The organism is Enterobacter sp. MEB024 (genome assembly GCF_030209635.1).
Lineage (GTDB): Bacteria > Pseudomonadota > Gammaproteobacteria > Enterobacterales > Enterobacteriaceae > Enterobacter > Enterobacter ludwigii.
In genome coordinates this window covers 126074-140446 of sequence record NZ_JARVRQ010000005.1, presented here as the reverse complement: position 1 = coordinate 140446, position 14373 = coordinate 126074, and the positions used below count along the sequence as shown (strand labels likewise).

15 protein-coding genes are annotated in these 14373 nt (G+C 54.8%); 8 read left to right on the top strand and 7 right to left on the bottom strand.

Annotated elements, in window-relative coordinates:
* Positions 1-99 precede the first annotated feature (99 nt).
* Positions 100-432, top strand: a complete 333-nt coding sequence (locus QRN24_RS10270) for a glycine zipper domain-containing protein (RefSeq protein ID WP_284942681.1) — start codon at positions 100-102, stop codon at positions 430-432.
* An 80-nt stretch (positions 433-512) separates the two neighbouring features.
* Here the strand turns inward: QRN24_RS10270 and QRN24_RS10265 are convergent, their stop codons facing one another.
* The gene (locus tag QRN24_RS10265) at positions 513-2060 is read right to left on the bottom strand and encodes a methyl-accepting chemotaxis protein (protein ID WP_284942680.1); all 1548 of its coding nucleotides are present in this window, start codon (positions 2058-2060) and stop codon (positions 513-515) included.
* Between the two features lie 244 nt (positions 2061-2304).
* On the opposite strand from QRN24_RS10265, the gene QRN24_RS10260 reads away from it, so the two are divergent.
* Positions 2305-3345 (top strand): aldo/keto reductase, encoded by a 1041-nt coding sequence (locus tag QRN24_RS10260; RefSeq protein WP_284942679.1) that lies wholly within the window; start codon positions 2305-2307, stop codon positions 3343-3345.
* Positions 3346-3396: 51 nt separating this feature from the next.
* Here the strand turns inward: QRN24_RS10260 and QRN24_RS10255 are convergent, their stop codons facing one another.
* A complete protein-coding gene (locus tag QRN24_RS10255) occupies positions 3397-3885 on the bottom strand; it encodes a TIGR00645 family protein (RefSeq protein WP_014171606.1) in 489 nt (162 codons plus the stop codon).
* Between the two features lie 81 nt (positions 3886-3966).
* The gene (locus QRN24_RS10250; protein WP_020883663.1) at positions 3967-4470 is read right to left on the bottom strand and encodes an ESA_00282 family adhesion-associated protein; all 504 of its coding nucleotides are present in this window, start codon (positions 4468-4470) and stop codon (positions 3967-3969) included.
* Between the two features lie 102 nt (positions 4471-4572).
* Between QRN24_RS10250 and QRN24_RS10245 the strand changes: the two genes are divergently transcribed.
* Entirely contained in the window at positions 4573-4977 is a 405-nt protein-coding gene (locus tag QRN24_RS10245; RefSeq protein ID WP_032680298.1) for a hypothetical protein, read from the top strand.
* Between the two features lies 1 nt (position 4978).
* The gene (locus QRN24_RS10240) at positions 4979-5425 is read left to right on the top strand and encodes a hypothetical protein (RefSeq protein ID WP_032680296.1); all 447 of its coding nucleotides are present in this window, start codon (positions 4979-4981) and stop codon (positions 5423-5425) included.
* 45 nt (positions 5426-5470) lie between these two features.
* Here QRN24_RS10240 and exbD read toward each other — a convergent pair whose 3' ends face one another.
* Positions 5471-5896, bottom strand: a complete 426-nt coding sequence (exbD, locus tag QRN24_RS10235; protein WP_014171610.1) for a TonB system transport protein ExbD — start codon at positions 5894-5896, stop codon at positions 5471-5473.
* Between the two features lie 4 nt (positions 5897-5900).
* Positions 5901-6632, bottom strand: coding sequence for a tol-pal system-associated acyl-CoA thioesterase (gene exbB, locus QRN24_RS10230; protein WP_182268796.1), 732 nt, complete (start codon positions 6630-6632; stop codon positions 5901-5903).
* 251 nt (positions 6633-6883) lie between these two features.
* Here exbB and metC point away from each other — a divergent pair, with 251 nt between their 5' ends.
* Positions 6884-8071: a cystathionine beta-lyase gene (gene metC / locus QRN24_RS10225; RefSeq protein WP_025203159.1), complete on the top strand. Its 1188-nt coding sequence runs from the start codon at positions 6884-6886 to the stop codon at positions 8069-8071.
* Between the two features lie 149 nt (positions 8072-8220).
* Positions 8221-8880 carry a DedA family general envelope maintenance protein YghB gene (gene yghB, locus QRN24_RS10220; RefSeq protein WP_014171613.1) on the top strand — a complete coding sequence of 220 codons (660 nt, stop codon included), beginning with the start codon at positions 8221-8223 and terminating at the stop codon, positions 8878-8880.
* Between the two features lie 47 nt (positions 8881-8927).
* On the opposite strand, the gene QRN24_RS10215 is transcribed toward yghB, so the two are convergent.
* Complete coding sequence (locus QRN24_RS10215; RefSeq protein ID WP_020883659.1) at positions 8928-9827, bottom strand: AraC family transcriptional regulator; 900 nt, start codon at positions 9825-9827, stop codon at positions 8928-8930.
* Between the two features lie 195 nt (positions 9828-10022).
* Between QRN24_RS10215 and yqhD the strand changes: the two genes are divergently transcribed.
* Together yqhD and dkgA are read left to right on the top strand one after the other, a co-directional pair.
* On the top strand, positions 10023-11186 hold the full coding sequence (gene yqhD / locus QRN24_RS10210) for an alcohol dehydrogenase (RefSeq protein ID WP_244047470.1): 1164 nt from the start codon (positions 10023-10025) through the stop codon (positions 11184-11186).
* 105 nt (positions 11187-11291) lie between these two features.
* Complete coding sequence (dkgA, locus tag QRN24_RS10205; RefSeq protein WP_020883657.1) at positions 11292-12119, top strand: 2,5-didehydrogluconate reductase DkgA; 828 nt, start codon at positions 11292-11294, stop codon at positions 12117-12119.
* 35 nt (positions 12120-12154) lie between these two features.
* Here dkgA and QRN24_RS10200 read toward each other — a convergent pair whose 3' ends face one another.
* Positions 12155-14326 (bottom strand): YgiQ family radical SAM protein, encoded by a 2172-nt coding sequence (locus tag QRN24_RS10200; RefSeq protein WP_020883656.1) that lies wholly within the window; start codon positions 14324-14326, stop codon positions 12155-12157.
* Positions 14327-14373 lie beyond the last annotated feature (47 nt).

The window sequence follows — 14373 nt, the reverse complement described above, 5'->3', positions numbered from 1 at the left end:
AAGGGTTGAGCCGGTATTACTGGCACTATGCGGACGTTTTTCTCAGATCAGATGACGAGAAAAGCGGACTCAACCGACAGCAGTCACAAAGGATTTGTTATGAAATTGATGAAAACAGCGCTGATTATCAGCACCCTGATCTTTTCCACTTCTGGTATGGCGATAGATAAAACCGCCGCCGGTGCAGTGGCCGGTGCGGCAATTGGCGCAGCCACGGGCAAAGATTTGAAATCCACGGTAGGCGGTGCGGTCGTTGGCGCGGGTACCGGTGCGATGTTCAAAAACAGCGACAAAGGTAAAGCTGCGCGTAAAGGCGGTGCGGTGGGTGCCGTGGTGGGTGCAGGTGCTGCGGCGGTAACAGGCAACAGCGTACTGAAAGGGGCCGCCGTCGGTGCCGGCTCTGGCGCACTGATTGGTGAAGCCACCCACTGATAAGCGGCGGGCGGCGCTCCGTTTGGCTCGCCTGCGTTTAACCGAAAAAAAGGCCGCACACGGCGGCCTTTTAGCAGTGTTTATGCCGAGAGGCGGAATTTCTGCACCGACCGCTGAAGCTCTTCGGTCTGACGTTCAAGCGCGGAGGCCGCTGCCGAGACCTCTTCCACAAGCGAGGCGTTTTGCTGTGTCACGCCATCCATTTGCGTGATAGCAATACCCACCTGCGAAATCCCCTTACTTTGCTCCTCAGACGCAGACGCGATTTGCTTCATGATGGTCGTCACTTCCGTCACATCACGCAAAATGGCATCCATGGTGGTGCCCGTGTCGCCCACCAGCTTTGCGCCCTGCTCTACGCGGGAAACGGAATCGGTAATCAATCCCTCAATTTCTTTTGCCGCGTTGGCGCTGCGGCTTGCCAGGTTACGCACCTCGCCGGCCACGACGGCAAACCCACGTCCCTGCTCGCCCGCACGCGCCGCTTCCACGGCAGCGTTGAGCGCCAGGATATTGGTCTGGAAGGCAATGCTGTTGATCACATTGGTGATTTCAGCAATCTTCTTCGAGCTCTCAGAAATACCGCTCATGGTGGTCACCACCTCTTCCACCAGCGAGCCGCCGCGGCTGGCCGTTGTTGACGCCACATCCGCCAGCTGGCTGGCCTGACGCGCGCTTTCCGCGTTCAGCTTCACGGTGGCGGTCAGCTGTTCCATGCTGGCCGCCGTCTCTTCCAGAGCGGCGGCCTGCTCTTCGGTACGGGACGAGAGATCGTTATTACCGCTGGAGATCTCCGTCGCGCCGCGCCAGATATTCTCGCTGCCGGAGCGAATAGAGCTCACCGCTTCTCGCAGGCTATCCTGCATCGCGCTCAGCAGGGGAACCAGTTGCCCCACGCAGTTGCGACCGAACGGTTCAATCGGCTGACTGAGATCGCCCTGGGCAATCTGGCGGAACTGCTGGCGAATGCGAGCCAGCGGTTTTACCAGCATCGCCACCAGGTAACGGTCGGTGAAGAGCAGTATTAACAGGCCAATAATCGTGGCGGTGATAATCACCGTGCGGGTCATGCTGGTCAGGCTGTCCACGACCACTCGGGTGCTGTCGAGTGCCCGGGCGGCCGCGTTGTTAAAGTTCTCCGCAGCAGCACCAAACGCACGACTCAGCGGAGGGGTGATGTTATTCGCCTGCTGACGGTAGCCCTCCAGAGAGGACTGCTTCGCCTGCTGCATTTGCGGCGTTACGCCCTGCTCAAGCAAAGCCTGCCAGCTACCGATCACCTGAGCTGAAACTTGCTCATCCATCGGTCCTGGTGAGATTGCCCTCATCTCAGCCAGTTTCTTCCCCATATTGTCCAGCGCCTGCTGGGCTGGGGCCAGATCCGGTGTGCCGCCCGCGGCTTTCACTTCCATCGCGCGACTCAACCGGGTCACAAAGCGAAAATACTGATCGTTACCCTGACTGAGTATGGTCATCTGTTGGACCAGCTGGCGATCCACCTCATTGCCCTCTGATACCCGTGACAGAGACCAGGTGCTGTAAAGCCCCACGCCCGCCCACATTAAACAAAAGATCCCGAGAATCGTCAGCATGACGAAACGGATCGTGAAATTACGCAACATATTCATAAGTCTTCCTTGCCGTGAGGGTGAATTCGCCCAGAGGCGAGTACTACTTTCGTTATCGGCAGAGAAGGCGGAAATTATAACCTTTTGTGATTATTTTTGATTAGCACGACTTCACTGGTAGCACAGCAGAAGTTAATCATTCCCGGCGGTCAGGCATGTCATCGCTTATCAACAGGATTTGTGATTTGATAAGCACAGAATGAAAACGTTGTTTCGAAAATTCATCGACAAGAAAGGAGACATCATGTCCTGGCACCCTTACCCCGCCCGCTACGAAAATATGCAGTACCGCTACTGCGGAAAAAGCGGCCTGCGCCTGCCGGCGCTGTCGCTTGGTCTGTGGCATAGTTTCGGCCACGTACAGCCTCTCGACTCTCAGCGGGCGCTGTTGCATAAAGCCTTCGACCTCGGCATTACCCATTTCGATCTTGCCAACAACTACGGCCCGCCGGCGGGAAGCGCGGAAGAAAACATGGGTCGTCTGCTGCGGGAAGATTTTGCCGCGTATCGTGATGAACTGATCATCTCAACCAAAGCAGGCTATGACATGTGGCCGGGGCCGTATGGGTCAGGCGGGTCGCGCAAATACCTGCTCGCCAGTCTCGATCAGAGTCTCAAGCGCATGGGGCTGGAGTATGTGGATATTTTCTATTCTCACCGCGTGGATGAAAATACGCCGATGGAAGAGACCGCCGCTGCGCTGGCCCAGGCTGTGCAGAGCGGTAAAGCGCTGTATGTCGGTATCTCCTCCTACTCCACGGAGCGCACCCAGAAAATGGCGGACCTGTTACGTGAGTGGAAGATCCCGCTGCTTATCCACCAGCCGTCCTACAATCTGCTCAACCGCTGGGTCGATCACACCGGCCTGCTGGATACGCTTGAGAAAAACGGGGCGGGTTGCATTGCGTTTACGCCGCTGGCGCAGGGTCTGCTGACCGGAAAATATCTGAACGGTATTCCTGAAGATTCTCGTATGCAGCGTGAAGGCAAGAAGGTGCGCGGTCTGACGGAAAACATGCTGACTGAAGCCAACCTGAACAGCCTGCGTTTACTGAATGAGATGGCACAGGCCCGTGGTCAGACGATGGCGCAAATGGCACTGAGCTGGCTGCTGAAGGATGAACGCGTGACATCCGTACTGATTGGTGCGAGCCGTCCGGAGCAGATCGAAGAGAACGCGCAGGCCCTGAATAACCTGCACTTTAGCGACGATGAGCTGAAAAGGATTGACCAGCATGTTGCGGATGGGGAATTGAATTTGTGGCAGGCATCGTCGGATAAATAGCGCGGTCTGTCGCGCTCACGCCCCCCTCTCCCTTGGGAAGAGGGGGGGAAATTACTTCTTACTGATCTTATCCAGATACCCCATCACGAACGCAGACAGCACAAACGTCAGATGGATAATCACATACCACATCAGTTTGTTGTCCGGGACATTCTTGGCGTCCATGAATACGCGTAACAGGTGGATAGATGAGATCGCCACAATCGACGCGGCCACTTTATTCTTCAGCGACGAGGCATCCATTTTGCCCAGCCAGTTGAGCTTCTCTTTGCGCTCGTCGATATCGAGCTGAGAGACAAAGTTCTCATAGCCGGAGAACATCACCATCACCAGTAATCCGCCCACCAGCGTCATATCCACCAGCGAAAGCAGAACCAGAATCAAATCTGCTTCGGCAATGGAAAAGATGTTCGGCAGAACATGCAAGATTTCCTGGAAAAACTTAATCGTCAGCGCAATCAGCGCCAGCGAAAGGCCAAAATAGACGGGTGCCAGTATCCAGCGAGAGGCGTACATCGCGTTTTCAAAGAAGCGTTCCATAAAGTCCTGTCTGCAAACGAAACCAGCGCCCAGTATATCTCAACGGCGCTGACTGTTTGCAACAACTCACTCGTTGTACGTTCAGACATTGTCAGGATTAACGTCCGGGCGCGCATACTCCGGCCAGACCAGCACCACCAGTTCCGGATACGCCTCCAGGCTGAACTCACGAAAACACTGGCGCAGGTTTAATACGTCCAGATCGGAACAGGAGACCTTCTCACCGTTAAGGCAACGCTTTTTGATATTGTCATAATATTTATACACCGCGGAATTCAGGTCGCTGCAGCGGCGCTGCGCTTCAAACAACCCAGGCGTGTCATTAATTTCCGACATTTTCATTCGCTTAATTGTCGCGTGCAAAAAGTCGATATATTCATGGTTCACCCGCCAGTACCAAACCGGTGTAACCGAGTTCATCAATACGGAGAAATGGTCTTCACCTTCCTCTTTTGTCATCAGTTCAGGTAGCGGAGGTTCACTGGCGTCTTTCGACACTTGCGTTTTATTGAACTCCTGCATCAATAAAAGAACACCAGCGGTCAGTAATAGTAATGTGATGACCGTAAAAAAAATGCTGTTCATGGGTAGGCTCCATTTTTTTTGATTTTAAAATTGCCTCATGATATTGTCAACGAATCTCACGCCTTTACCAACCCCATCCTGTTGTAATTAAAGGAAATTAAAATGCTGCCCGACTACCTCGTCCCGGCTAAGTACCACATTGCGCCTGTGGAACAGCAAACGACGGAAGCAGAAAAAGAGGCTAATTTCACTCAGGGGAAAAGAAAGCTCTCTGATTACGAGTCTGACATATTAATAGGCGTTTCTCGCACCGGTAAATCCCGTAATATGTTACTGGAAGAGCACGACCGTCATATAAAGGACCGGTTATTTCGCGCCGTTAAAATAGAAGCCTTTGTCCACCTGCTGAATGACCTGCAGGCCGAAGGTGAAATAGATGCCCAGAAACTAAGTCAAATAATCGCGGAAAAAACCAAAGAAATAAACGAAGCCGGCAATGAAATTTGGCTTAATCTAATTACGCGTGAAACCAACAACCCTATTTTTTATAAGCTGGGGGAAGAGTAACGTGAAAGAAATTAAAGATAACGACGTTTATTTGGCTTTAGATAACAAAAAAAGTGATGAATTTATCTTAAAGCAAAATCTCGATGCACTGCGAAACACAAAAAATGCTGAGATGACGCGAATAACGCAAGACCTGGTATCGATCCCGGCGACGCTGGTACGCCTGAAATGGCATAATCGCCGCGAGATTTATCCTCTGCAGGTGAAGGAAGAGATATACGGCGCGGTGATGAATACCCTCATCGAACAGCGGCCTGAGCTGAAAGAGAAGCTTCTCGGGCGTCTGGAGGCCAATTATCAGTATCTGCTCGCCAGAGAAGTGGCCACCCTGCGTCTGACGCGCAAACTATCCGACGGCGAGTACCGCACGTCAAACGTCACCTGCGTTGCGCTTGATGAAGACGCGCTGGCGTCCCACGCGCCTGCGCCCACTGAGACAAAAAACTGATCGCCCGACACGCATAAAAAAAGCCGGCTTTCGCCAGCTTCTTTGTTATTTCGCGGCCGCTTTCTCTTCGCCGACCAGCCCAATCTTGAGATAACCCGCCTGATGCAGCGTGTCCATTACCTTCATCATGGTTTCGTAATCGACGGTTTTATCCGCGCGGAAGAAAACCGTGGTGTCTTTCTTGCCGCCGGTGAGCTGATCCAGCGCCGGGATAACAGACTGATCCGTCACCGGGTCGTTGCCGAGGAACATCGATTTATCCGCTTTCACCGACAAATAGACAGGTTTCTCAGGACGCGGCTGCGGCTGGCTGGAAGAGGCAGGCAGATTCACCTTCACGTCGACCGTCGCCAGCGGCGCAGCCACCATGAAGATAATCAGCAGAACCAGCATGACGTCGATAAACGGCGTCACGTTGATTTCATGCATTTCACCGTTATCGTCCAGATTTTCGTTAAGACGCATCGCCATACAATCAACCTACGCGCAGTTTAGACGCCGCATGCACCGGTTTAACGGAGCTGGCATTGAGGTCAAGATCGCGGCTTTGCAGCAACAGCACCTGCGCGGCGACGTCACCGAGCGTGGCTTTATAGTTGCCAATCATACGCGCGAAGATGTTATAGATGACGACCGCAGGAATGGCCGCGATCAGACCGATTGCGGTCGCCAGCAGCGCTTCGGCAATCCCTGGCGCAACCACCGCCAGGTTGGTGGTCTGCGTCTGCGCAATGCCGATAAAGCTGTTCATGATGCCCCAGACCGTACCGAACAGACCGATGAACGGTGAGATCGCCCCGATAGTGGCCAGATAACCGTTACCGCGGCCCATATGACGGCCAACGGCAGCAACGCGACGCTCCAGGCGGAAGCCGGTACGTTCTTTAATGCCTTCGTTATCTTCACTGCCTGCGGAGAGTTCCAGCTCGTTCTGTGCTTCGTTGACTAACAGGGTGGTCAGGCTTTTTCCATGGAAGGATGAGGTCATGTCTAAGGCCTGATCCAGGGAGCGGGCTTCAGCCAGTTGCTGTTGTTCCCGCTTGAGGCGACGCTTCTGCGACAGCAGTTCGACGCTCTTACTGAAGAAGATAGCCCAGGTGATCACGGACGCCAGAACCAGGCCGATCATCACAATCTTAACCACGATGTCAGCATGATGATACATGCCCCAGACGGAGAGATCCGTCTGCATCAAATTATTACCCACTCTGTATCTCCAGGACGCAAATCACAAAATCTGACCGTAATAATATCAAAACGTCGTCGAATTGATAGTAGTTCTCATTAGTATTTACATACTGCCGTAATTTTCGTTCACTTTCCTTGCGCTTACGCAGTAAAAATTTCTTATGCGTATTTTTGCTAATATTTTCTGCTTATTCGATAAGCCCCCGGGTGCAGATTTTTACAATCGTGGTAGTCTGGACGTCCAGACGTATAAAAACAGGGTTAGCGAACATGACAAAGAAGCATCTTGATACCACGCTGGTACAGGCAGGACGCAGCAAAAAATACACTCAGGGATCGGTCAACAGCGTGATTCAACGCGCCTCCTCGCTGGTATTTGATACCGTCGAGGATAAAAAAATCGCCACGCGCAACCGCGCCAAAGGCGGGCTGTTCTATGGCCGTCGTGGCACGCTAACCCATTTTTCACTTCAGGAAGCCATGTGCGAACTGGAAGGCGGCGTGGGCTGCGCCCTGTTCCCCTGTGGTGCGGCGGCAGTCGCCAATACCATTCTGGCGTTTGTGGAACAGGGCGACCATATCCTGATGACCAATACCGCTTATGAACCAAGCCAGGATTTTTGCACCAAAATCCTCAGCAAGCTCGGCGTGACCACCGGCTGGTTCGATCCGCTGATTGGCGAAGGTATCGCTGAACTTATCCAGCCGAACACGCGCATTGTGTTTCTGGAATCCCCAGGCTCTATCACCATGGAAGTGCACGACGTCCCGGCTATTGTGAAAGCAGTGCGCAGCAAAGCCCCCGAGGCAATCATCATGATCGACAACACCTGGGCGGCGGGCGTGCTGTTCAGGGCGCTGGAATTCGACATTGATATCTCTATTCAGGCAGCGACCAAATATCTGATTGGTCACTCTGATGGCATGATCGGTACTGCGGTATCCAACGCGCGCTGCTGGGATCAACTTCGGGAGAATGCCTACCTGATGGGCCAGATGGTGGATGCGGATACGGCCTACATGACCAGCCGCGGTATCCGTACGCTGGGAGTGCGCCTGCGTCAGCACCATGAAAGCAGTCTGAAGGTGGCCGAATGGCTGGCCCGGCACCCGCAGGTCGAGCGCGTTAACCATCCGGCGCTTCCGGGCAGCAAAGGCCATGAATTCTGGCAACGTGACTTTACGGGCAGTAGCGGGTTGTTCTCATTTGTTCTTAAAAAACGGCTCAGTAACGACGAACTGGCGAACTACCTGGATCATTTTACCCTTTTCAGCATGGCTTACTCCTGGGGCGGGTTTGAATCCCTGATCCTGCCTAACCAGCCGGAGCAAATTGCGGCCCTGCGCCCCGGTGGAGAAGTGGATTTCAGCGGCACGCTGATCCGACTGCATATTGGTTTAGAAGATGTTGACGATTTAATTGCGGATTTAGCGGCAGGGTTTGAACGTATCGTGTAGAGTGCATGCTGAAAATGTACTCCCTGGACGCTTTTGTGAACACTGCCACCAGAAAAGTCTGCATTAGTTGCGCCCGCGATCAAACCCCACGGGCGAATTAGGGAGTACAATAGCGCTATATCTGCATCTGCTGTTCCACAGGAAAGTCCATGGCTGTTATTCAAGATATTATTGCGGCGCTCTGGCAACACGATTTTGCCGCGCTGGCGGACCCTCACGTTGTAGGTATCGTCTATTTCGTGATGTTCGCAACCCTGTTTCTGGAAAATGGATTACTGCCAGCCTCATTTTTACCCGGTGACAGCCTGCTTTTACTGGCCGGGGCATTAATCGGTAAAGGCGTCATGGACTTCACGCCGACGATGGTCATACTCACCTCCGCTGCCAGCCTCGGTTGCTGGCTGAGCTATCTGCAGGGCCGCTGGCTCGGCAATACGCGCGTCGTGAAAGGCTGGCTGGCGCAGTTACCGCATAAATATCATCAACGTGCGACCTGCATGTTTGACCGCCACGGTCTGCTGGCGCTGCTGGCCGGGCGTTTTCTGGCGTTTGTTCGCACGCTGCTGCCGACCATGGCAGGCATTTCCGGGCTGTCAAACCGCCGCTTCCAGTTCTTCAACTGGCTGAGTGCCCTGCTGTGGGTAGGCGTGGTGACCACGCTTGGCTACGCGCTGAATATGATCCCCTTTGTGAAACACCACGAAGACCAGGTAATGACCTTCCTGATGATCCTCCCGCTTTTCCTGCTGGTCGCGGGACTGCTCGGGACGATTGCGGTCGTGATTAAGAAGAAATACTGCAGCGCGTGATATAAAAAAGCCGGGTGACGTTACGCTTACCCGGCTGGACTCTCCCCTCAGGTCCCCTGCATCATTCTGATGCGCGACGCATCTTCCCCCGGCGTGACGCCGAAGTAACGCTTAAACTCCCGGCTAAACTGCGACGCACTTTCATAGCCCACCCGCATCGCCGCCGCGCTGGCCTTCATGCCATCGTGGATCATCAGCATACGAGCCTTATGCAGCCGATAGGTTTTGAGATACTGCAGCGGCGAGGTGCTGGTCACCGACTTAAAATTATGATGAAACGCCGAGACGCTCATGTTTGCTTCCGCCGCCAGCTGGTCAACGCTCAGGTTTTCCGTGTACTGGCTTTCGATTCGCTTGAGCACGCGGCTAATCAGGCTGAAGTGCGTCTGGCGGCTGACCAGCGCGAGTAATGCCCCACCGCCCGGCCCCAGCAGCACATGGTAAAGAATTTCGCGGATAATCTGTTTGCCCAGGATGCGTGCATCCAGCGGCCGTTCCATAACGTCGAGCAGACGCTCAATGGCGCAGAGGATCTCCTCGGATAACGTCGCGGAGTTAATCCCGCTCGCGGGCATCGACGGGCGGAACAATGCGTCCTCGCCAATCTCCATCAGCAGCTCCTGCAGCTGAAGGATATCAACATTTAAACGAATGCCCGCCAGCGGTACCGCTTCTGTCGCGAAAGTTTCACATTCAAAGGGTAAAGGTACTGTGAGCAGCAGATATTCATTGGTGTCATACCGGAACACGCGCTCATTGATATAGCCAATTTTATGGCCTGAAAAGAGAAAAACGATGCCCGGCTGGTACATGACCGGTGTGCGTGTCCCTGGCTGCGTCCCATACAGAAGACGAATGTCAGGCAACATGTCACCGACGCCATTTTCTTTATCAATCAGTCTTTTAATCTGCGCAGTAAGCTGGAGGCAGATCGCTTCACGGTTCATTTTACGTTACTCCGGCTACGGTTTCCGACGTTAACAGTGTGCGCAGTTTACCGTGTTTTCTCCAGCGCTCTGTAGAAATGGGCAAGACATCGGCAGGAATGTGCATTGAGAGGATAGCCCCGGACGGCCACAATGTGCAGCATCAGGTCGCCTTCAGCGCCACCACGGTTTTTCACCCACATAAGGGAACGAGCAATGAATAATTTTAATCTCCACACCCCAACCCGCATTCTGTTTGGTAAAGGCGCTATCGCCGACCTGCGCGCACAGATCCCCGCTGACGCCCGCGTACTGATCACCTACGGTGGCGGCAGCGTGAAAAAAACCGGCGTACTGGATCAGGTTTACAGCGCGCTGGAAGGTCTGGACGTGCGTGAGTTCGGCGGTATCGAGCCTAACCCGTCTTATGAAACACTGATGAACGCGGTCAAGATCGCCCGTGATGAAAAAGTCACCTTCCTGCTGGCAGTCGGCGGCGGCTCCGTTCTGGATGGCACCAAATTCATCGCCGCTGCGGCGCACTACGCGGACGGTATTGACCCGTGGCACATTCTGGAAACCCGCGGCAGCGATATCAAAAGCGCGATCCCAATGGGTTCCGTGCTGACCCTGCCTGCGACCGGTTCTGAATCCAACAAAGGTGCCGTTATCTCCCGTAAAACCACGGGTGATAAGCAGGCCTTTATGAACGATCACGTTCAGCCTGTATTCGCCATCCTCGATCCGGTTTACACCTACACCCTGCCTGCACGTCAGGTCGCGAACGGTGTGGTCGATGCGTTTGTGCACACCGTTGAGCAGTACGTTACCTACCCGGTAGATGCCAAAATTCAGGATCGCTTCGCGGAAGGCATTCTGCTGACGCTGATTGAAGACGGCCCGACAGCGCTGAAAGAGCCGGAAAACTACGATGTGCGCGCCAACGTGATGTGGGCGGCAACCCAGGCGCTGAACGGTCTGATCGGTGCCGGCGTGCCGCAGGACTGGGCAACCCATATGCTGGGCCACGAACTGACGGCCATGCACGGTCTGGATCACGCACAAACGCTGGCCGTCGTCCTGCCTGCACTGTGGAACGAAAAACGTGATACCAAACGCGCCAAACTGCTGCAATACGCTGAGCGCGTGTGGAACATCACCGAAGGTTCTGACGATGCGCGTATCGACGCGGCTATCGAAGCAACCCGCAGCTTCTTTGAAAGTCTGGGCGTGCCAACGCGTCTGTCCGGCTATGGTCTGGATGGCAGCTCCATCCCTGCCCTGCTGGCGAAACTTGAAGAACACGGTATGACCCAGTTGGGCGAGCACGGCGACATTACGCTGGAAGTGAGCCGTCGTATCTACGAAGCGGCACGCTAAGCGTTTTTGACATCCCGCCTTTCGTTTTTTGACATTTCGTCCAGACTTAATGCACATCACATCGTCGGGGGTTCCCTCCGACGATGAGCACCTGAAGGAGGAAAAATGGCAAACCAAACCGTAATCAAGCTGCAGGATGGCAACGTGATGCCCCAACTGGGGCTAGGTGTATGGAAAGCCGGTAACGACGAGGTCGTCTCCGCCATTCATAAAGCACTGGAAGTCGGCTATCGGTCGATTGATACCGCCGCCGCGTACAAAAATGAGGACGGCGTGGGTAAGGCACTGGCCAGCGCTGGCATGCCCCGCGACGATCTTTTCATTACCACCAAACTGTGGAACGACGATCAAAAACGCCCCCGCGAAGCCTTGCAGGAGAGTCTGGACAAACTCCAGCTCGATTTCGTCGATCTCTATCTGATGCACTGGCCAGTCCCGGCTATCGATCACTATGTTGACGCCTGGAAAGGGATGATTGAGCTGCAGCAGGCAGGGCTGGTGAAAAGCATCGGCGTGTGTAATTTCCAGGTTCACCACCTGCAGCGCCTGATTGACGAGACGGGTGTCGCGCCAGTTATCAACCAGATTGAGCTGCACCCGCTGATGCAGCAGCGTCAGCTTCACGCCTGGAACGCCACGCACAAGATCCAGACCGAGTCCTGGAGCCCGCTGGCACAGGGCGGTGAAGGGGTGTTCGACCAGAAAATTATTCGCGATCTCGCGGATAAATACGGCAAGACGCCGGCGCAAATCGTTATTCGCTGGCATCTGGATAACGGCCTGGTGGTGATCCCGAAATCGGTCACGCCATCGCGTATCGCTGAGAACTTCGACGTCTGGGATTTCCGCCTGGATAAAGATGAACTGAGTGAAATTGCGAAGCTGGACAAGGGCAAGCGTTTAGGCCCGGATCCCGATCAGTTTGGCGGGTGAATAAAAAAACCCCGGCTCGCCGGGGTTTTTATTTTTTACGCTTTACGTTTCACGGGTTTCTTCGCACTGGCGTTACCGTTTGAACGCTGATGCACAATCGGCGTGTGCTTGGTCAATGCCGGGCGCGTGTGGCGGTTCTGGCGGCGCGCTTCACGCATCTCGTCAAGCGTAGGCGCAGGCACCAGGCAGTCGCGGCGCGAGCCGATCAGATGCTTTTTACCCATATCTTCCAGCGCCTGACGGATCAGCGGCCAGTTAGCCGGATCGTGGTAGCGCAGCAGTGCTTTATGCAGACGGCGCTGTTTATCCCCTTTCGGCACCACCACATCTTCACTCTTATAACCAATTTTACCCAGCGGGTTCTTGCCGGTGTAATACATGGTTGTTGAGTTCGCGAGCGGTGACGGATAGAAGTTCTGCACCTGATCCAGACGGAAGCGACGCTGTTTCAGCCACAGCGCCAGGTTCACCATGTCCTCATCGCGCGTGCCAGGGTGCGCGGAGATGAAGTATGGGATCAGATACTGCTCTTTACCCGCCTGCTTCGAGTAGGTGTCAAACAGCTCTTTAAAGCGATCGTAGCTGCCCATACCCGGCTTCATCATCTTGGACAGCGGGCCTTCTTCGGTATGCTCAGGGGCAATTTTCAGGTAGCCACCCACGTGATGCGTCGCCAGCTCTTTGATGTAGCGCGGATCTTCCACGGCGATATCGTAACGTACCCCGGAGGCGATCAGGATCTTCTTGATCCCTTTCAGGTCACGCGCACGACGATAAAGGTTGATCGTCGGTTCATGGTTGGTATCCATGTGCTGACAGATATCCGGATACACGCACGACAGACGACGGCAGGTCTGTTCCGCGCGCGGTGACTTACAGCGCAGCATGTACATGTTGGCAGTCGGACCGCCCAGATCGGAGATCACCCCGGTGAAGCCAGGCACGGTATCGCGAATGGCTTCGATCTCATTGATGATCGAATCTTCGGAGCGACTCTGAATAATGCGCCCTTCGTGCTCGGTAATGGAGCAGAAGGAGCAGCCGCCAAAGCAGCCGCGCATGATGTTTATTGAGAAACGGATCATCTCATACGCCGGAATTCGGCTCTCGCCGTATGCCGGATGCGGCACGCGTTTGTACGGCAGCGCGAAGACGCTGTCCATCTCTTCGGTGGAAAGCGGGATTGCCGGCGGGTTGATCCAGATAAAGCGCTCACCGTGCTTTTGCATCAGCGCACGCGCGCAGCCCGGGTTGGTTTCGTGGTGCAGAATACGGGACGCATGCGCGTAGAGCACTTTATCGGCTTTGACCTTCTCAAAGGAAGGCAGCAGCACGTAGGTTTTTTCCCACGGTTTCGGGCGCGGCGGCTGAACAACGATAGCTTTCGTTTCGGCTTTCTTTGGCTCTACCGGCTTGTTATCCGCACACGGCAGATCGTCGCCGTACGGGTGCGGGATCGGGTCGATTTTACCCGGCATATCAATGATACGGGAATCCACCCCGCTCCAGCCCGGCAGCGCCTCTTTCACCATGATAGCCGTGTTGCGCACGTCGCGGATGCTGCTCACCGGCTCACCCTGTGAGAGACGGTGCGCCACTTCCACCAGCGGACGTTCACCGTTACCGTAAATCAGCATATCGGCTTTGGAATCCACCAGCACCGAACGGCGCACGGTGTCTGACCAGTAGTCGTAGTGCGCGGTACGGCGCAGACTCGCCTCGATGCCGCCCAGGATAACCGGCACGTCTTTCCAGGCTTCTTTGCAGCGTTGGGTGTAGACCAGCGTCGCGCGGTCAGGACGTTTACCCGCGACGTTATCCGGCGTGTAGGCATCGTCATGACGCAGCTTACGGTCGGCGGTATAGCGGTTGATCATCGAGTCCATGTTGCCTGCGGTCACGCCGAAGAACAGGTTGGGTTTCCCCAGACGCATAAAGTCGTCTTTGCTGTTCCAGTCAGGCTGGGCGATGATCCCCACACGGAAGCCCTGCGCTTCAAGCATACGGCCACAGATAGCCATGCCAAAGCTCGGGTGGTCGACATAGGCATCGCCCGTCACCAGAATGATATCGCAGCTGTCCCAGCCCAGTTGGTCCATCTCTTCCCGGGACATCGGCAGGAACGGTGCCGGTCCAAAGCAGGCCGCCCAGTACTGGGGCCAGGAGAAGAGGTCACGATCCGGCTGGATCAGGGAAATTGCGCTCATAGTGCTTCCGAAGAAAAAATAGACAAAAGGAGCGGGATTATACGCTG